At 61.7% G+C, this 19,120-nt stretch carries 19 protein-coding genes; 6 read left to right on the top strand and 13 right to left on the bottom strand.

What is annotated here, in order from left to right:
* Positions 1-2: 2 nt before the first annotated feature.
* The 11 genes from RPMA_RS21550 to RPMA_RS21505 all read right to left on the bottom strand — a co-directional run bounded on the left by RPMA_RS21550 (position 3) and on the right by RPMA_RS21505 (position 11,829).
* Positions 3-1,442 carry an oligosaccharide flippase family protein gene (locus tag RPMA_RS21550; RefSeq protein ID WP_249225337.1) on the bottom strand — a complete coding sequence of 480 codons (1,440 nt, stop codon included), beginning with the start codon at positions 1,440-1,442 and terminating at the stop codon, positions 3-5.
* Between the two features lie 88 nt (positions 1,443-1,530).
* Complete coding sequence (locus RPMA_RS21545; RefSeq protein WP_249225336.1) at positions 1,531-2,490, bottom strand: acyltransferase family protein; 960 nt, start codon at positions 2,488-2,490, stop codon at positions 1,531-1,533.
* Positions 2,491-2,493: 3 nt separating this feature from the next.
* Positions 2,494-3,600, bottom strand: a complete 1,107-nt coding sequence (locus tag RPMA_RS21540; protein WP_211909693.1) for an acyltransferase family protein — start codon at positions 3,598-3,600, stop codon at positions 2,494-2,496.
* A gap of 27 nt (positions 3,601-3,627) precedes the next feature.
* Positions 3,628-4,701, bottom strand: a complete 1,074-nt coding sequence (locus tag RPMA_RS21535; RefSeq protein ID WP_211909692.1) for a glycosyltransferase — start codon at positions 4,699-4,701, stop codon at positions 3,628-3,630.
* Positions 4,698-6,089 carry a VpsF family polysaccharide biosynthesis protein gene (locus tag RPMA_RS21530; protein WP_249225335.1) on the bottom strand — a complete coding sequence of 464 codons (1,392 nt, stop codon included), beginning with the start codon at positions 6,087-6,089 and terminating at the stop codon, positions 4,698-4,700. Before RPMA_RS21530 ends, RPMA_RS21535 begins: the two co-directional genes overlap by 4 nt.
* Positions 6,086-7,489: a polysaccharide biosynthesis tyrosine autokinase gene (locus RPMA_RS28135; RefSeq protein WP_249225334.1), complete on the bottom strand. Its 1,404-nt coding sequence runs from the start codon at positions 7,487-7,489 to the stop codon at positions 6,086-6,088. The genes RPMA_RS21530 and RPMA_RS28135 overlap by 4 nt, the downstream gene beginning before the upstream one ends.
* Positions 7,490-7,497: 8 nt before the next feature.
* On the bottom strand, positions 7,498-8,391 hold the full coding sequence (locus RPMA_RS28130) for a GumC family protein (RefSeq protein WP_249225333.1): 894 nt from the start codon (positions 8,389-8,391) through the stop codon (positions 7,498-7,500).
* Positions 8,372-9,742, bottom strand: a complete 1,371-nt coding sequence (locus tag RPMA_RS21520; protein ID WP_211909691.1) for an outer membrane beta-barrel protein — start codon at positions 9,740-9,742, stop codon at positions 8,372-8,374. The genes RPMA_RS28130 and RPMA_RS21520 overlap by 20 nt, the downstream gene beginning before the upstream one ends.
* Positions 9,743-10,133: 391 nt before the next feature.
* On the bottom strand, positions 10,134-10,712 hold the full coding sequence (locus RPMA_RS21515) for a polysaccharide biosynthesis/export family protein (protein WP_249225332.1): 579 nt from the start codon (positions 10,710-10,712) through the stop codon (positions 10,134-10,136).
* A 146-nt stretch (positions 10,713-10,858) separates the two neighbouring features.
* On the bottom strand, positions 10,859-11,590 hold the full coding sequence (locus RPMA_RS21510; RefSeq protein WP_211909690.1) for a metallophosphoesterase family protein: 732 nt from the start codon (positions 11,588-11,590) through the stop codon (positions 10,859-10,861).
* A 101-nt stretch (positions 11,591-11,691) separates the two neighbouring features.
* Positions 11,692-11,829, bottom strand: coding sequence for a hypothetical protein (locus RPMA_RS21505; RefSeq protein WP_211909689.1), 138 nt, complete (start codon positions 11,827-11,829; stop codon positions 11,692-11,694).
* Between the two features lie 628 nt (positions 11,830-12,457).
* Here RPMA_RS21505 and RPMA_RS21500 point away from each other — a divergent pair.
* The 3 genes from RPMA_RS21500 to RPMA_RS21490 all read left to right on the top strand — a co-directional run bounded on the left by RPMA_RS21500 (position 12,458) and on the right by RPMA_RS21490 (position 15,535).
* Positions 12,458-13,228, top strand: a complete 771-nt coding sequence (locus tag RPMA_RS21500) for a sugar transferase (RefSeq protein ID WP_211909688.1) — start codon at positions 12,458-12,460, stop codon at positions 13,226-13,228.
* A 121-nt stretch (positions 13,229-13,349) separates the two neighbouring features.
* Positions 13,350-14,141: an FkbM family methyltransferase gene (locus RPMA_RS21495; RefSeq protein ID WP_211909687.1), complete on the top strand. Its 792-nt coding sequence runs from the start codon at positions 13,350-13,352 to the stop codon at positions 14,139-14,141.
* A gap of 74 nt (positions 14,142-14,215) precedes the next feature.
* Positions 14,216-15,535: a UDP-glucose dehydrogenase family protein gene (locus RPMA_RS21490; RefSeq protein WP_211909686.1), complete on the top strand. Its 1,320-nt coding sequence runs from the start codon at positions 14,216-14,218 to the stop codon at positions 15,533-15,535.
* 27 nt (positions 15,536-15,562) lie between these two features.
* Here RPMA_RS21490 and RPMA_RS21485 read toward each other — a convergent pair whose 3' ends face one another.
* The gene (locus RPMA_RS21485; RefSeq protein WP_211909685.1) at positions 15,563-15,982 is read right to left on the bottom strand and encodes a hypothetical protein; all 420 of its coding nucleotides are present in this window, start codon (positions 15,980-15,982) and stop codon (positions 15,563-15,565) included.
* A gap of 213 nt (positions 15,983-16,195) precedes the next feature.
* Between RPMA_RS21485 and RPMA_RS21480 the strand changes: the two genes are divergently transcribed.
* Entirely contained in the window at positions 16,196-16,510 is a 315-nt protein-coding gene (locus RPMA_RS21480) for a hypothetical protein (protein WP_211909684.1), read from the top strand.
* Positions 16,511-16,800: 290 nt separating this feature from the next.
* Positions 16,801-17,055: a DUF6719 family protein gene (locus RPMA_RS21475; RefSeq protein ID WP_211909683.1), complete on the top strand. Its 255-nt coding sequence runs from the start codon at positions 16,801-16,803 to the stop codon at positions 17,053-17,055.
* A 4-nt stretch (positions 17,056-17,059) separates the two neighbouring features.
* On the opposite strand, the gene RPMA_RS21470 is transcribed toward RPMA_RS21475, so the two are convergent.
* Positions 17,060-17,875 carry a mechanosensitive ion channel family protein gene (locus RPMA_RS21470; protein ID WP_211909682.1) on the bottom strand — a complete coding sequence of 272 codons (816 nt, stop codon included), beginning with the start codon at positions 17,873-17,875 and terminating at the stop codon, positions 17,060-17,062.
* A 246-nt stretch (positions 17,876-18,121) separates the two neighbouring features.
* Here RPMA_RS21470 and RPMA_RS21465 point away from each other — a divergent pair, with 246 nt between their 5' ends.
* Complete coding sequence (locus RPMA_RS21465) at positions 18,122-19,120, top strand: phosphotransferase (protein ID WP_249225748.1); 999 nt, start codon at positions 18,122-18,124, stop codon at positions 19,118-19,120.

The raw sequence follows: 19,120 nt of genomic DNA, 5'->3' as shown, positions 1-19,120 counted from the left end.
CCTTATGAGAAACGGGGCTGGCGCCGGATCATGCGCAGCAATGTCGGTGCATAGAGCAGCGCCAGCACCGAGACATAAAGCGCCGCGCCGGTTCCAATATGCGCGGCGAGCGCGGCATAGGATTTCGCGTCCGGCAGCCACGTCAGCAATACGCCCATGGCCAGCGTGGCGATGGCGATACGGGCGAGATGCGCCCAGGGCAGCGTCAGCCCGAATCGCGTGAAGCCGAGTGCGAAGCTGACCAGCGCGGCGGCCACTGCCGAGATCACCGTCGCTGCGGCTGCGCCGACAAGTCCCCACAGATGAATGCAGATCAGGCTGGCGATGATGGTCACCGTGGCATCGATAGCCGAGACGACCACCATCAGCCGCGTCTTGCTGTGGAGCAGGAAGACCTGATCGCCGAAATGGGCGCGGATGTTGCGGATCGAGCCCGCCAGTGTCGAGAGCGGCAGAATCGCCAGGGTCACCGCCTGAAACGGCGCGGCGATCAGGAGATGCACGATCTCGGCGCGCAGCAGGAAGATCCCCGCGATGCTCGGCGCGAGAATGCCGAGCAGCAGCGCGCCATTGTCGGCGAGCTGCCGCATCGCGGCCTTGGCGCCGCCTTGCTCCATGCTCTTCACCGCGAGCGGGAATGCGGCTGCGGTGACTAGCATCGCCGCAACGGCAGCAGCGCGCTGGCCGAGCCCGTATCCGACGGCGAACAGGCCTGCTGCAGCCACGCCCAGCATGTCATTGACGATGAAACGCGATGCATTGAGGCCGACCCAACCGAGCGCGCCGCCGAAGATCAGCGGAATGCCATAGCCAAGCGCATGGCGGATGATCTCGCGGTCGAGGGGCCAGACTTTGCGGCTGCAGCCGATCTTCGGCAGCACGATCAGCGCCGCGAACAGTTGCGCGATGGCGTAGCCGAGCAACGGCCATTCCGGTGCCGGGCTGATCATTTCGATCATCAAGAGGCCGAGCAGGAACCCGGCCGCGGGGCCGACGATCTGCTGGATCGAATAGACGCCGATCTGGTGCCGCACGCGCGCACGCTCGGCGATGTAGAGATTGAGCGAACGGCTGATCACATAGGCGACGGTCGCTGCGATCAATGCCGGATTCGTATCGGTGGCGATCACCGAATAGAGCACGGCGACGACAGCGGCGCTCTGTAGCAGCAGCGACATCAGGATGATAACATTCTCGGTGCGATAGAAGCGCTCTGCCTCGTCACCGTCCTGATAGCGTCCGAAGAAGCGTAATGCATATTGCGACCACCACGCCAGAAAGCCGATCTGCAGCAATTCATGTGTGGCGGTGATCAGCGTGATCACGCCGAGCGTGTGTTCGTTGACCACATGGGTCCACACGATCATGGCGACCAGCTGGAATAGCGGGCCGACGATCTGCGCCGGAAGATAAAGGATGGTGCGCTTCAGCAGCATGGTCATGCCCCGAACATGCGCAGGACGCGCGGCGGCGCCCATTGGCGGAGTGCCAGCAGCGCCGCGCCGCTGACCAGCGTGGCGATCACATACATCAATATCGTGGCAGCCACGCCGCCGAGCGCGCGGAAGCCGCCGAGATCGCGCAGCGCCATGATGATGAAGATATGCCAGAGATAGATGAAATAGCTCCCCGCCCGAGCGTGGCGAGCAGGGGGACATCCGCGCGCATGGCGAGCAGGAAAACGCTCAGTGCGGCGGCGTAACCGAAGAAGGCGGTGGAATCATAGGCGGCGGCATCGCCAATGACGGAGATCCGCATGCCAGTGTAAATCGCATAGGCCCCGACCGTGGCGACGGCGAGGGTCGGCATCATGTCGAGCAGAACATCGCGGATGGCGGCGCGCGCCACCAGCATGCCGAGCGCGGCAAAGCCGAACCAGAACGGGATGTCGCGCATCCGAAATTCCTCGATGGAGCCGTCGGACAGGCCGAACCGCGCCAAAGTGGGATCGAGGTAGCTGCCGACAATGAGCCCGAAGGCGATGGCGATCAGCAGCAGCACCTGCAGTCGCTGTTCGGCCTGTTGCGGGACGCGGGTGGCGAACCACAGCACAAGCCACAGCATCAGCGTGCAGCCGATATACACGAAGACATAATAATAGACGAAGACGTAAGCCAATCCGAACCGCGCGATGGTCGTGGTGATGCGGTGGTCCATCGCCGGATTCATCAGCGCCATATAGGCGTAGGCGGCGACGAAGGCGATTGCATAGGGGATCACGGTCGCCGTGATGCGCTTGGCCACGGGCACGCGACCGGACAGGCCGGTGAGATAGCCCGATGCGAACAGGAAGATCGGCACGCAGGGGCGCAGAAACGCATCAAGCGCGATCTTCCAGGAGGCATCGAGCGGCTGCTGAAGCGCATGGATGCCGATGACCATCAGGATCGCGATGCCGCGCATGGTGTCGATGGCGCCGTCGCGGCTGATGGCATTGGCGCGGGCCGGCGCGGTGGCGGTGCCTGTCTCTGAATGCGTCACGCTCGTCATGACTCAGGTCTGCCCGGTGAGCGGCGCCGCGACCGGATGCGGACGAAACTGGCGATCGTAGAACGCATTGAGCGCGCGCCGCAGGGGTGTCTCGAAGTAGCGTAGCGACATCACGCTGAGCATGGCGAGGGCGACGATGGCGACGGGCACCAGCATCAGCTTTCCGCCGGGCAAGACCGGCGCGAGATAGCGCGACGCCAGCGTCAGCACGATGGTCGCGACGGGAATATGCAGCATATAGGAGGAGTAAGTGAGATCCGACCAGCGCGCGAAGCCGAGACGGGAGAACAGCGTGGTCTGGCCGGCGCAGTCATGATGGATCGCGAGCAGAGCGATGGCATAGACCACGAGCAATGCGAGCATGATTGGCAGATAGGCTCCGATCAGGATGAACATCACGAGCAGGCCGCTGAGCAGGCCCGGAATGGCCGGCAGCCGTGCGATCTGCGCCCGATAGAGATAGCAGGCGATGCCGAGATTGAAGGCAGGCACCGCGCGGAACGCGCCGCCTTTGTTGATCCAGTCCGGCCACGGCTCGAAGCCGGCCATGACCGTCACCAGCGTATTGGCGATAAACGGCACCGCGATCAGCGCAAGAATGACCGGCCGCCGGCGGCTGATCAGGATCGCCATCAGCGGAAACAGCACATAGCAGAAGAATTCGGCCGAGAGCGACCAGCTCGGAAAATTGAAGGTCAGCCGCGCGCCATCGATGGCATGCAGCAGGAATAGTTGCGCCGGAATGTCCGACAACGGATAGCGCGCGGGATTATCGCCACGCGCGATGCCCGCATGCATCGCCAGCGCAATCGCCACATAGAAGCCGAGTGTGGCGAGATGCAGCGGATAGATCCGCGCAAAGCGTCGCCACAGGAAGCGACTGACGGACGATGGCGATCCGACCTTGGTGAGGTACTGGCTTGCGATCACATAGCCGGAGATGACGAAGAACAGATCGACGAACAGATTGAAGTGCCAGGTATGATCGACCATGAAGCGGCCGATCGGATGGTCCTTCACATAATCCGCATAATGCAGAATCACGACGGCACTGGCTGCGACGATGCGCAGTCCGTCCAGATGTCGTGTTTCGGTCGTCGTATCCTGCAACGCGGCGTCCCCGGGTCAGTGCGATGGTCAGCGGGCGACCATGTTGTCCTTGGGCGCGGTGCGGCGCGCTGAGGCGAGATCGGCGATCAGCTCGATGACGGTGTCATGATCACTGGCTGCGAGCGCATTCCAGCGCAGCAGATTCTGGCTGGCCGCCGCCACATATTGCGGGCGCCACTTGGGCGTGGCGATGGCAGCGCCGATCTGTGCGGCAGCGCCGCCGTGATCGGCGATGTCGATGAAGATGCCGGAATTGCCGAGCACCTCGTGAAACACCGCCGCATTCGGCGCCACGACGGGAAGGCCGGCATATTGCGCTTCCAGCAGCGGCAGGCCCAGCCCCTCGTCATGCGACGTGCAGATGAAGATGTCGGCCCGATCGAGCAGGCGCGTGACATTTTCGGATGACTGATACCCATGCAGCGTCACGCCGGGTATGCGCTCCAGCGTGGCCCAGTCGTCGCCCCAGCCCTTGCGGCCGACGATGTCGAGCGTGGTGCCGGGAAAGCCGTGCTGGCGCAGTGCGCCGACGATGTGAGCGGCGGCGACGAAATTCTTGCGTGGCTCGACCGTGCCGAGCGCGACCAGCCGGAGCGGGGAGGCGCTGACCTCGCGCGCGCTACGCGTGGCCGATTGCAGGTTGAACACGTTGCGCACAGGCGGACGGTATAGCGTGATCTCCGCATCGGCGCGTGTATAGGCGCTGATCTTACGCTGCGTGTCGCGCGAATTGGTGAGGAAGCGCGGATAGTTCTTCAGCGCGATCCGGAACGGCGCAGCCATATATAGTTTAGCGCGGATATTGAGATCGGCGCTGCGGGTGATGAGGAAATCGTCATGGATATAGGGCAGCACGCGCGCAGCGAAGGGGCGCAGCAGCGGGCTCGGCGGGAAGCCGGGGCAGAGTAGCAGCGCGTTGGAGGCGGCAAGGCGCGCAGGCAGGCCGAAGGTCTGCGTGGTAATCATCTGGCGGGTGCCGCGCGATGTCACGGGAACGACATCGAGGGGCGCCAGCGCCTGCACGGAGAACAGTTCCTGGGTGATGCGTTCAAGGCCGGTGACGTGGCGGCCGAGATGGGTGTGATCGACATAGATCGTCATGCGAACTCCTGATCCCGGATCATCGGATGCCGCGGTGTCGGACGCGGCGAGACTGCTGGTCGCGGCGTGCGCGGCAGCAGCAGCGCGATCAAGAGCACCAATTGCGCCAGTTGAATGTTCTTCGAGGAAAAACTCACGGAACTCGCGGCGATCATCAGGATGAGAAGCAGGATCGCCCAGGCGGCGCGATCCGAGCGATGCATCAGCTCAACGGCAAAGCAGGTGAGGCCGAGTGTGATCAGCGCGGTGTGCACGAGCCCGAATTGCACGATGCATGACACCCAGAAATTCTCGATGCCATAATTGAGGCCGAGCTGCGACTGCAGCGCATTGACGCGCACGGGATTGGGGCCGAGCACGAGCTCGCTCCATTGGAAATGCGACAGCATGTCGAAAGTGGCGACGCGCGCCATGGCGCTGCCTTTGTCCGACGAGAATCGCAGCAGCATCTTGTCGAAGATGCCGAGCGAATAGGCAGCGAAGACGAGGCCGACGGCGGCGAAAATGAGACAGATGGCGCCGACCGCGACCAGCAGCGGGATTCGCTTGCCGCGGATCAGCTGGAACATCTCGATCGCAGCCATGACGGCGAGCACGGCCAGCACCGTCATCAGCGCCGTGCGGCCGCCAAAGGCCATCAGCGATCCCAAAGCGAAGGTGATCAAGGGAATGCGGATGATCAGCGGCGGGCAGATCGCCGGCCGCAGCACCAGCGCCATGATATAGGCGGCTACAATGCCCGACGCCGTCAGCGGATGGCCGAGCAGCGCGGACGAGCGCCATTCGCCCATCACGAGGATGCTGCCCAGCGTCAGCGGGATGATGCGGTGGCCCGACGCGAATTCGTAATAGCCGATCACGATATTGAGCAGCATCGTGGCATGCAGCGCCCAGATCAGCGGGCGGCGCTGCTGCGGCGTCAGGCGCCAGATCAGCAGGCAGAGCAGGACCGGTAGCAGAAACGTGTCGATGATGACCGTGAACGGGCGATCCAGCGCGAACATCTGGATCAGCAGGCAGAACCAGCAGAACAGATGCACCAGCAGCAGCTTGGCTTCGGAGAAGGCGCGGTTGATCTCACCGATGGGGTCGCCGCCGCGCATCAGCAGCAAGGCGGTGGCCATGAAAGTGAGATAGGTCGCTGGGTGCAGCTTTTCGAGGAAGTTGCCGCCGGGCGTTAGATAGTTGATCTTCAGATGGGTGAGCACGCCGCCGGACAGCGTGAAGATCGCGATCATGGCCACGGTGAGCAGGCCGATGACGCCGACATCGATCAGCTGAGTGACATCCGGCTGCGGCCGCCGCTGCGGCACGCGCGCGCCGCCGGCCATAGCGTAAGCGCCGTGGCGTGGCAGGCGATGCGGCGATGCCGGGCGGATCGATGTCACCGGGCGACCCCGGCGGTGGCAGGAACGCCATAGGGCTTCAGATAGGCCGAGCTGCGATAATAGTCGTAGAAGCGGATCTTGGAGAGATCGACCTGCGTCAGCACCGTGCCGAGCAGGCGGTCATGCACGGGGCCGAGCAGCTCCATCGTATGCTGCACGACCTCGCGCGGTGTCTGGTCCCAGGCCATGGCGAGCAGAATACGATCGGCGAGTTCGGCCAGCGCGCGGCCATCCACCAGCGGGATCAGCGGCGGGGAGTCGATGATGATCAGTTCGTAATGCGACTTCAGCCGTTCCAGGATCTCGACCATCTGCTCGGAAAACATCAGCTCGGTGATGACATCGACATCCTTCATCGCCGGCGAGGGCAGGATCGAGAGGCCAGACGAGCGGTCGAACAGCAGGGCATGTTCGAGCGGGACTTCGCCGGTGGCGACCTGGAACAGGCCGGCTTCGGCATTCGGGGATAATGCGCGCGTCATGCCGGGATTGCGCAAATCCGCATCGATCAGCAGCGTCTTGATGCCGAGCGTCGCGAAGGACAGCGCGAGATTGCCGGCGAAGGTGGTCTTGCCTTCGCTCTCGAGACCGGATGTGACCAGCACCGTCTTCACCGGCGCGATCTTGCGGGCACGCTGGATCGAGAGGCGCACGGCGCGGATGGCTTCGGCGAAGAACGTGCCGGGCTCCTCGATGGCATAGCGCATCAGCGGCGGCTGTAGCGAGGGCGGCAGGAGCCGCATGGTGCGCGGATCGTAGTTGCCGAGATCGGCGCGGCCGCGCTTGGCGCGCGAGGCGAGTTCGCGCGCGCCGATCGCCGGGAGCGCGGCAAGCGCGGGCACGCCGGTGAGGCTCTCCGCCTGTTCCAGCGTCTTGATGCGGCCGTCGAGATAGTCGATCAGGAATGCGAGCACTGTGCCGGCGCCGAGGCCAAGCAGGATGGCGAGGCCGAGAATGAGCTTGGACTTCGGTGCGGATGGAAACAGCGGCACGCTTGCCGTGGAGACGATGCGCGAATCCGGCATCTCCAGGCTTTCCTGCGCCGTCGTTTCCTTGGAGCGCGCCAGATAAGACTCATAGAGCGTCCGGTTGGCCTCGGCCTCGCGCTGCAATTCATGCAGGCGCACCAGCGCCTGGCTCGACGTGGTGGAGACGCCCTGCAACTTGTCCAAGCTGTCCTGCAGCGATGCCTCGCGTGATTTCGCCACGTCGTAATCATGCTTGGTGCTCTCGACGATACGCCGAAGCTCCTCATTGATCAGGCGTTGAGTATCCCTGAGCTGGGCCCGGATATTCGCCACCGTGGGATGGCGCGGGCCGTATTTGCTGGTGAGGTCCGCCTCGTTCTTGGCGATGTCGGCATATTGTGCGCGCAGCTTGCTCACCATGTCGGACGACACCGCGGCATTCAGCCCCCGGCATCGGCGCCGGATTTCGACAGCTGCTGCACCTGATCGAATTTGGCGCGCGATTCCGCGGTCTGCACGCGCGCCGCGATGAGCTTGTTGTTGAGATCGGTGATCTGCTGATCGTTGACGGTCACGCCTTGCGCGACCGACAGGTTGTTCGCGGCGCGATAATCGGCGACGGCGCGCTCGGAGACGACGACGCGGTTCTTCAGGTCGTCGATCTGGCCGCCGAGCCACTTCGCGGCGATCTTGGTGGCATCATATTTCGCGCGCACCTGTTCGTCGAAATAGGCCGACGCCACTGTGTTGGCGATGGTCGCCGCCTTGCTTGGCGATTCCGAACTTACGGCGATATCGACCAGGAAGGTGGTGCCCTGCCGCGTCACCTTCATCCGCTGCTGCAGGATGTCCACGGCATTGGCGCGGGCGATCTCTTCCGCGCTGAGGCCACCTGAGCCACCGGAACTCTTGAACAGCCGCTTGATCGGGTCGAGCAGGCCGGGCTTCGGCATGAATTCGGGATCTTCGGTCAGTTTCAGCCGATCGACCACGCGCTGCACCGTGGCGATCGACTGGATCAGCAGCGACTGGCTTTCGATCGTGGCATCGTCCGTGCCGATATTGGTCGGCGTGGTCTGGTTGGTCTCGATCATGGTGGCGCGGCGCGGATCCACCAGCACCGTCGAATTCGCCGTATAGAGTGTCGTCGCCATCAGGAGATAGACGAGTGCGACGCCGGCCAGCGCTGCGGCGGGCGCGAGCGCGACACGCCAGCGGCGGCGCAGGATGCGCGCCATCTCGCGCAGATCGACAGTCGGCGCCTTCCAGCCCTCGACGGCTGTCGGGACAGGATCCTGCGCAGGGTAGGCCTGATCAAAATTGCGCTGTAACATTGATCCCTACTTGATGCTTGTCATAGCTGAAGATCGGCGTGTTGCTGTCACGCGATGTGTAGCGGTGATAGGCGGAGATCGAGCTGAAGCGATTCATCAGATACTTCACGCTGGCATTGGTGGACGTCACGGTGTCGCGGCGATCCTGGCCGAAGAAGCGATCGGTCTCGTAGCCGGCCGAGGCCGACAGCACGACATTGCGCAGCAGCTCATAGTCGGCGCCGATCTGCACGGCATTGGCGAGCACGCCCGTGGAGCTGGTGTCCGAGGTCTGCGTCACCAGCTGCTCGGCCTTGACATGGATGTCGAGCATCCGCGTCGGGCTCCAGGTCAGCTTGGCGCGATAGGATGGGCCGGAGACGGTGCCGATCAGCGGATTGTCGAAGCGCTGCTCCACATAACCGCCGCCGAATTCACCCTTGACGAGGCGGCCGAGCCCGACGGTGAAGCCGGACAACACGCGATAGCCGGTAGAATCGATCGACGAGCCGGGAATGCCGCGCAAGTCGCGCTGATTGCCCTCGGCGCCGGCGAACCAGCCGAGCGATGGCGAGAAGGCGTAATCGATGCGGCCATGCACGGCATAGATCTGGCCGTCGCGCGCGCTCTGGTCGATGATGCTGCCATCCTGCGCTCGCGCAGTGCCGAACTCGTAGGAATCAACGCGGGCGCCCACCGAGCCGGTGAACCGGTTCCATTCCTTGCGCACCGTGAGATCGCCGGAGAACAGATTATAAGGTGTTGGTGTCACCGCATTGGTCGGCGAGCTCAGCGATCCCACGCCTTCATTGAGGCGCGCGATCTGGAAGCTGCCGAGCACGACCATGTCATGGGCGACATCGAACCAGCCAGCGCCTTTCAGGCTGGCATTGGTCTGGTCGAGGCTGGAATTCTCATTATAGATGGTGCTCTGCGAATTGAGCTTGAGGTCGATGCCGTGGCGCTCCCACAGCGTGTGGGCGCGCAGGCTCGGTTCGATCACGGCTGCGATGTCGCTGCGCTTCTGCGTGTTGGATGCGAAGACGTTGCTATCATAAAGTGCGCCCGTCATCAGCGACGGATTGAACATCCAGGAGCCGTGACGGATGCCCACCGGCTCATAGCCGGGCTGCTGGCGATTCTTCACCGGCGTGTCTTCCGGCGCCACGGGCTCGTTATTGCTGTCACGCGTGTCGCGATGCTCAAGCTCCGGCAATGCCGAAGGCTCGAAGATGCGTTGCGCGTTCCATGGCGAGCCGAGCGGATCCATGGTGTTCTGAATCGCCTGTGCATGGACCGCGGATGACGCGCCGATGAGAAGGGCTGCGAGCGACCATGGCGCGACACGTGCCACACGGCGCATGGTCAGCATGGACCGAAGCGCGTCATCACGCGCTGCGGTCGCACCTGCTCCTCTGACTGCCAGTGAACATTTCATCACGCATCCCTTGCGAAGGGTGTGGTCCTTCGCGATCGAACTGTCGTCGAGACTTGATTGCCGCTTCATCATTCATCGCGATGCCCGGAAAATCGGCGAGACCGTGATGAAGAAAGCGCCCCCGCTGCTACACGCTCAACTCACGTCTGATGAAACGTCCCCTCTGCGTTCGATCATGCGGCGATCGAACTCACATTCGTCGCACTGCACAAGATTACGCAGCGTAAAGAGACGAGACTATGGCAATGCAACACTGAAGCGTGCAGGACGTTGCCACAGGCCGAGACATACTCATCAAGACACAGTGTTGAGAATGAGAAGAGATTTAGAAGTATCGCTCCGGAATGCGCACATTGTCGCCGGGTTGTACGAGCACCGGCGCATCCATCGGATAGATCTCTTCTACCGTTGAGCCGGAGCGGCGCAAATACACTTTGCCTTCATTCGCACGGTAGGTGTATCCGCCCGCGGTGGCGACGGCATCGAGGACGGTGAGGCCGACGCGATACGGATATTCGCCGCTCTTCTTCACCTCGCCGAGAATATAGAAGGGGCGATAGGCCAGCATTTCCACATTCACGCGCGGATCGCGGACAATGCCCTTGGCAAGCGCGGATGCGATGTTGCGTTCAAGCTGACGCGTGGTGAGGCCTGCAGCCTTCACCTGGCCCGCAAGGGGAATCGAGACATTGCCGTTGGCGTCGATCTCATATTCACCGGTGATATCAGGCTCGCCATAGACCTTCAGTCGCACGCGATCGGTGGGGCCGAGGAGATAGGCGCCTGATGGCGAAGCCGCGGAAAGGCGTTGCTGCGCGGAGGCTTGCGGAGCGTGAAGGCTCATCGTGCCGAGTGTGAGCAGGCACAGAGTGAGCAAGCCGGCGAACCGGTAAAGCAATGGCATGGCAGACCCCCAACGAGATACGAATGTGATCATCTGCATCAATTCGATGACAATTGATCGAGAACTGGCCGACAAAAAACGGCGAAAGAATGTGACGTCCCCACTACGCCCGCGATCTCATATAAGATCGCGCCTCAATTCTCTTTCTATAGAACCATGATCTCCGTGCCCTCGATGGCGACGCAAGTAAGTACGCCACTACGCCACGCTCCGGTGTCGATATTGGCGCGATTGTCCCGAATGTCCGCGTGTGGAACCGGCGTATGTCCATGAACAACATAAAGACCGTGGTCTTTTGTGGAGTTCAGGAACTCGTCGCGTATCCACATCAGGTCACTCGGGTCCTGTGCATCAAGAGACACGCCTGGGCGAATGCCAGCGTGAACGAACAGAAAGTCACCGCATCGCACATTGTTCCGCAGGCATCGAAAAAAAAGTTGATGCGTCGTCGGCAGCGCTGAAAGCAGCGCTTGTTGAATGTCTTCCGCTGTTTGCTGGCGCGCTGGAATGATTCCATAGGACGCGAGCGTGGAGAGACCACCGAGCTGACGCCAGCCATCGAGCGCTGCAGGATTATCGTAAAGGAACTCTTCCATCAGCGCTTCGTGGTTCCCACGCAGGCAGATTGCATGGTTTTGCACCAAACGCGTAGCAAGAAGATCGATCACGCTTTTCGAATCCGCGCCACGATCGATGTAATCGCCGACATAGACTTCGCCGGCGAACGGGATGGGGCGACGTTGGATGTCCTCATCAATGCGGCTGATCACCTCTTGCAGAAGGTCAGCACGACCGTGAATGTCACCGATGGCATAGATGCGCGTTTCAGGCGGCAGCGCCGCCTTGCTCGAACGCTGATGGGAAGGGCGGCGTGGCATGATGGCCCAACCTATGCCGGACGATTTGCTGCGGTCAAATCAATCACGCACATCATCTTGTGCGATGTGAGGCATAACGAGCGGCAGATGCTGTGATCGCCTCAGGATGAAAAGGCGAATCCGATCGCGGCAATGATGACGACCCAGGCGATCGCATTACCGATGATGATGAGATTGCGCAGCTTGCGGCCCGACATCTCATTCTGATCGAGCGGCTCATGGGTGAATGATCGATCCATGATTGCCTCGTCCGTCTGTGCGGCCAGGCCGTTCATCGTATCGACATGAGGCGGCACCACGAGAAGCCGCGCTTCCGTTGCCTTATTTGATCCTGCTTGCCTCAATGCCATGGTCGCAACCGACAATGCTCGACTGAAAAACCGTTCTCACGCAGCAAGTTGTATCTGGCAGTCTATTATTCGATGAAAAATGTCGTTCGAATCGTAGGCGTCACGTCGAAATGCGAAACGTGATGAACGAGATCATGCACGCGATTGCGCTCACGCGCGATGAGAATCTTAACGCGTGTTCTTATGGCAGGTTTTTGCATGGCTGATGTGAAGTGAGCGCAGCGCAAGGCACGCAAGAAAATAGCTAAGCGCTTTTCCTCAAACAGAATTTTCTGCGTCGCACAAAACGAGGTCGGGTGTGTGATGCATTCTCATGCACGGCAATACCGTTTTGCGGCCCCAATTCACGCAAAGAGTTAAACAAAGTTCATCGGCGAAAGCTATTCGGAGTGTGGGTGAGCATCGTCGGCATCACAATCGCTGATGTCATGATGTGGACGAAGAGTTGTTGTGTCTCGTCGTCGCCCGCGCGCTGAGGGAATCGTAGGCTACCAAAGTTCCAGCAGGGAGCGTCAGCATGGTCTCTACTGTGTCAGTTGGTCTTGAACGCAGCAAGGTGACGCAGCTCTGGAAAGGGCAGCAGTTCATCTCTGTGCGGCCGGTTGAATTTGCCGGTGGCCATGGCGCCTATGGCAGCAGTGCCTATCGCGGTCGTCGCCACCAGAAGGTCGTCAGACGCGAACCGTCGGCATCGCTCACCAAGCGCGTGTTTGATATTGCAGCGTCGGGGTCGGCGCTGTTGTTCTTTGCGCCGTTTCTGCTGGTGATCGCCGCGATCATCAAGACGACGTCGCCGGGACCGGTGTTCTTCACCCAGTATCGCTACGGCTATCGCAACCGCGCCTTCAAGATCTACAAGTTCCGCTCGATGCGCACCGATGCCGGCGACAAGCTCGGCGTGCAGCAGACCGTTGTCGGCGATGCGCGTGTCACCAGGATCGGCAAAGTGCTGCGCAAAACCAGCCTCGATGAAATCCCGCAGCTCATCAATGTGCTGAAGGGCGACATGTCGCTGGTCGGGCCGCGCCCGCATGTGCCGGGCATGCTCGCAGCCAATATGCTCTATGAAGATCTCGTGCCGTATTACTTCCAGCGCCACAGCGCGCGCCCGGGGATCACGGGCCTCGCCCAGATCAGCGGCTGCCGCGGCAGCACGGTGGACCCGACGCTCGCCATCGCGCGCATCGACTACGATCTCGATTACATCGAGGGGTGGTCGATGGTGAAGGACATCAAGATCATCGTCCAGACGGTGCGCAAGGAGTTCATTTCCGGCACCGGATTCTGATCGACCCGTTTCTTTTCACAGGGTGATGCCGGCGCGTCCGTGCCCGGCAGAGCGCCGATTCACGTCGCACGCCCTGGAATTTGCCAGACATCAAACCGGCCGCGAACCAAGGGTGACAGCGATGACCGCCACACAGCGAACCAAGCAGATACTGAAGGAGACGTTCCCTTCCATGTGGCTGCGCTGGCGCTTCATGAAGCGGCCGAAGACTGCCGAACGCGAGTTGCATTATCTCGACAAGATCGTGCCGGCCGGCGCCGTCACCGTCGATGTCGGCGCCAATGTCGGTCTCTATACGCAGAAGCTCGCAAAACTCTCCGGCAAGGTGCATGCCTTCGAGCCCTCGCATGACATGGCCACATTGCTGCGCCGAACCTCCGCGTCCAATGTCAGCATCCATGAGATCGCTTTGTCGGATCAGGAAGGCGAAGCCGATCTCTATATCCCGCAGAGCGACGACGGCCTCGTGCATGGCCTTGCCTCGCTCGAACAGTCGCATGCGCCGAACACGACCAATGTCGTCGCCGCCCATGTGCCGCTGGCGCGACTCGATGGCGTGATGCGTGACGACGTCGCCTTTGTGAAGGTCGATGTGGAAGGCCACGAACTCAGCGTGCTGAAGGGCGCGACCGGCTTGATCGATCGTTGTCAGCCGGTGTTTCTCGTCGAGGCCGAAGATCGCCATCGCACCGACGCTACCAAATCGATCTTCGAATTCTTCGACGCCAAGGAGTATCGCGGCTATTTCCTGTCCGATGACGACATTGTCCCCGTCGATTTCTTCGATGCCGAGACGATGCAGGATCCTGACGCGCTGCTGCCCAATGGTGGCCGTAAACCCGGGCAATCCTACGTGAACAACTTCTTCTTCTTCCCGAAACATCTCGACGGCGAGTTGCTGCTCAGCAGCTAGGACGTCGCGCTCTATCTACCTTGGGGGCGTCCGGGTCGTTCTGACCGCGGACTTGTATAATGACAGGACATCTCATGCGTATCGCCATGATCGGCGCCGGCTATGTGGGGCTGGTGTCGGGTGCGTGCTTTTCCGATTTCGGCCATCACGTCACCTGCGTGGACACCGACCAGAGCAAGATCGATGCGCTCAATCGCGGCGAGATTCCAATTCACGAGCCCGGCCTCGATACGCTGGTGGCGAGCAATGCGAAGCAGAAGCGGCTGAATTTCGTCACCGATATCACCAGGGCCGTCGGCGAGGCGGAGGTCGTGTTCATTGCTGTCGGCACGCCGTCGCGACGCGGCGATGGTCATGCGGATCTCACTTATGTTTATGCCGCGGCGCGCGAGATCGCCAAAGCGATCACCAAATTCACGGTGGTGGTGAACAAGTCGACGGTGCCGGTGGGCACCGGGGACGAGGTCGAGCGCATCATCCGCGAGGAAAATCCCGAGGCGGAATTCGCTGTGGTCTCGAATCCCGAGTTCCTGCGCGAAGGTGCTGCGATTCGCGACTTCAAACATCCCGATCGCATCGTGATCGGATCGAGCGATGCGCGCGCGAAGCAGGTGATGGCGGAGGTCTATCGCCCGCTGCATCTCAACACGTCGCCGATCCTCTATACGGATCGCCGCACCGCCGAGCTCACCAAATACGCTGCCAATTCCTTCCTCGCCACCAAGGTGGCCTTCATCAACGAGATCGCGGATCTCGCCGAAAAGGTCGGCGCCAATGTGCAGGAGGTCGCGCGCGGCATCGGGCTCGACAACCGCATCGGCGCGAAATTCCTGCATGCCGGGCCCGGCTATGGCGGCTCATGCTTTCCGAAGGACACGCTGGCGCTGATCAAGACCGGCCAGGATTTTGAGGCGCCGCTGCGCATCGTCGAGACGGTGGTGGCGGTGAATGATCAGCGCAAGCGCGCGATGGCGCGCAAGGTGGCGCATGCCTTTGGCGGCAATTTGCGCGGCAAGACCATTGCGATCCTTGGTGTGACGTTCAAGCCGAACACCGACGACATGCGCGATGCGCCGTCGATCCCGCTGATCACGGCGTTGCAGGACATGGGAGCCGAAATCCGCGTCTATGATCCCGTCGGCATGGAGCAGGCAAGGAAGGTGTTCGAGAATGTCACCTTCTGCGACAGCGCCTATGATTGCGCTCGCGGAAGCCATGCGGTGACCATCGTCACAGAATGGGAGCAGTTCCGCGCGCTGGATCTGAAGGAGATGGCGGCGATCATGGCCTGTCCGGTGATCGTCGATCTCCGCAACATCTATGCGCCGGATGAGGTGGTCCGTAACGGATTCCTCTATAGCGGCGTCGGCCGGCCGCAGTCTGTCGCGTATTGAAACAGTCTGGAAGAGGCCGAAGCCGCGTTACTGCGTGGCTTCGGTGGTCGTCGTGATCGTGCTCTCGATGGAGACGGCGATCTTGTCGTCCACGCCATGGAACAGGGCTTCCAGGCCCTCGCCGCCGAGATACCAGCTGCCGAAATAATACGTTGCCCCGACAATCGCGGCGGCCATGATCAGGCCGCGGCCTACGGAGATGACGACGTCGGCCTTGGTGATTTGGTGCATCAAGCTTTCCCGTTGCGGGCCGTCATCATGTGACGCGGCGGTCCAGAACGTGCCGAGGAACTCGACGACGAGTAGCAGAGCGATAAAGCCCGCGGACAATAGCGAAATTGAGACGAGCGGCCGGCTGGCGAGGCCGAATTCGTCCATGGCCAGCGCGCCCATGGAATAGGCGAGGAGAGCCGCGCTCCCGCCGCCGATCACGATGATCGCGGCCAATTCCAGGATTCGTCCCATGCGCGACCATCTCTGCTGGGGATGACGGATTCAACCGTCGCATTTGCGACAATTCACCCCAGTTTAAGGCGCCCGCCAGACAGTGCTGGACATGAAAAGTCACGATTGCGGAACCGAGGTATAGTATGACAGTTGGATGTAAGTTCGAGACTCGGAACCGCGTGGGGCAGCATGAAGCGGTCTAACGGAATAGTCTTGGTACTCGTCACGGCACTCGCGTCGCCTGCATTCGCCAACGAGATCGACCAGATGGCGTCGAATCTCGAAAAGAGCTGCAGCAATCATTTCCGCAAACGTCCGAACCGGCCTTCGAACGATTCCAAAAAATATTGCAGCTGTTTTGCCGCAGAATTCACCTCGACGATTTCATTGCGTGAGATCGATAGCGCGGGCGGCACCGTGACGCCTGTGATTCAGGAGCAATTCGAACGCGCTGCCGAACATTGCGGCCGCGATGTGCCGGCCAGTGTCGCACAAGCCGGCAGAGCATGGGCCGTGCAGGACAACTAGGCGTCGGCGCCGCGTCGTGTCTTGCTGTGGCGTTGACTCACTGTCGCCTCATTTGCCAGAGAGTCTATGGCCGTTGGCGCACCGGGGACGTCTTCGCGCCGACATTGGGGACTGCTCATTTGACGATATCTCGCTCCAAGGCGCAGCCTGCGTCGCGCATGCCCGTATCCGGGCTGAAGCGCAAAGCCGGCCCCGCGGTCGAAGCCGTATCGATCGCTTGCGCCCATGTGTTCGCGGTGGCCTCTCTGGTCGTCATCGCAGGTCTGATTTTTTACGCGAGATAAGGATCGATGCGTTCTAGTCTGTTCGGGCTGCTGGTTGCGGCCGTTGCGCTCTGTGCTGCCCAGCCTTCCCATGCCCAGAAAGTCCTGTCCTTCGAGCCGCTGGCGATGGACCCGTATTCCACGGTCTATGTCGACAACGGCTCATGCTCGGCCGGCAAGGTGCTGAAGGTGCAAGGCGCGCCGAACAATCAGCGCCGCAAGAAGAGCTGCGTGCCGCTCGGCGATCTGCGCGGGCCGACCGGCACCATCCGCACCAAGTAAGCGTCTATATTGCAGCCTTCGGCAGCGCCGCCGGCCGCCCTGCGATATAGTTGTTGATCGCCTCCAGCAGTTTCGCTTTCACGGCATCGGCATCGCCGGGCTCGGTGGTGGCTGCGATGGTGAGTTCGACAACGCCGCCCTCGGCGTCAGCGAGATTGACGACCTTCGACACTTTCGCATGTGGCGCCGGTTCACGCTGCACGCGTGCATCCTGCGCGAGATCGGCAACGAGATCACGGCCCATGTTCTGCGCCTCGGCGCCGGCGCGAATCGGGAAACTGACTTCGACCTTGCTGGCATTCGCGCCGGGATAGGTCGATTTGTTGATGATCGCCGATCCCCACACCGAGCCGTTCGGCAGCAGGATCTGTACATTCTCGCTGGTCTTGAGTTCGGTCATGAACAGCGACAGCGAGGTTACGGTGCCGGCCTTGCCGCCGACCTCCACGGTGTCGCCGATCTTGAATGGCCGAAACAGCAACAGCATCACGCCGGCGGCGAGATTTGTGAGCGTACCTTGCAGCGCCAGGCCGATGGCCAGGGATGCAGCACCCAGCACGGCGACGAGACTTGCGGTCTGGATGCCGAACAGCTGCAGCACGGCAATGCCCATCACCGCCAGCACCGCATAGCGCGCGAGCGAGGCGAGGAAGTTCGAAACCAGTGGGTCGATGCTGCGCGCATGAGATAGCGCGCCGGTCACGATGCGATCCGCCGCGCCGGACAGATAGAGACCGACGGCGAGCAGGGCGCCGGCATAGATCGCGTTCAGTCCATAAAGCAGCAGCGACGCCCACAGCGTTTCAAAATTGATGGTCACGGAAAATCCCTCAAGCAGGTCTGACCGGGGGCAACGCTTGGGCGGAGTGATTGATCCCGCTTTTCGGGCTTCGCTGGGAGCCGAATACCGACCGGGCCTGACAAGCGCCGATCCCATTGCTAATCTCGCCGAGACCGGCTTGCATGCCAGCGCCGGTTCCCGAATCGAGATGGATTGATTGAAGTGAAACACGAGGCTTCCGCTCCGGTTGTAATGCAGAGCGGTCTCGCGGCGTCGTATGTGAATATGACCGAGGACGAGGCTGTCGAACTGGCGCGTATGCATTTCGGCATCGACGGCAAACCGACCCGCTTTGCCACCGAGAAGGACGACACGTTCCGCATCGCCCCGGCGAGCGGCCCGCGTTATGTGCTGAAGGTCGCCAATCCGACCGAGGATGTCGCCGAGATCGATTTCCAGATCCGCGTGCTCGAGCATGTCGCGGCGCGCGCGCCGGAATTGCCGATCCCGCGGGTGATTCCGAACAGGGAAGGCAAGGGCCATTTCGCCTATCATGATCGTGCCGGCCAGCAACGCCAGATCAGGCTGATGTCCTTCGTCGAAGGCCAGCCGCTGAGCGAGGTCGTGATCGACACCAAGGGCCGCGAGGAAATCGGCCGGCTATCGGCGACGCTGCGCCTTGCGCTGGCCGATTTCAGCCATCCGACCGAGACCCGCGTGGTGCCGTGGGACGTCAAGAACCTGCTGACGCTGGCGCCCATCCTGCCGGAGATCACCGATACCGCATGGCGTGCGAAGCTGGAATCCGTGCTGGAGCGTTTCGCCTCCATCGCGCCACGCCTCTCGCGCTGTCGCCAGCAGGTGCTGCATAACGATTTCACGCGCTCGAACATCGTTGCCGATCCCAAGCTGCCCACCTTCATCAGCGGCATCATCGATTTCGGCGACACCGTGCGCACCGCCATCGCTATCGATGCGTCCACCGCGCTGCTCAACCAGCTGCCGGAAAAGATGGAAGGCGAGATTTTCGCTCATGGCCGCGATCTCCTGCGCGGCTATCTCCGCGTCGCCGATCTCACCGAGGAAGAGCTCGCGCTGATCCCGGCGCTGATCATGTCGCGCCTCACCACGCGCATCCTGCTCTCCACCGCCATGGCCAACCGCGTGCCGTCGGTGGCCGGCTACGTTCTTCGCAACAATCACATGACCTGGGGCCAGATCGACTGGTTCCTCCATCGCTCGATGGATCAGCTCGGCAACGAATTGATCGACCTCGCGCGCTAA

The sequence above is a fragment of the Tardiphaga alba genome (genome assembly GCF_018279705.1).
In the GTDB taxonomy this organism is placed as follows: Bacteria; Pseudomonadota; Alphaproteobacteria; order Rhizobiales; family Xanthobacteraceae; genus Tardiphaga; species Tardiphaga alba.
This window is presented reverse-complemented; position numbering and strand designations above follow the sequence as displayed.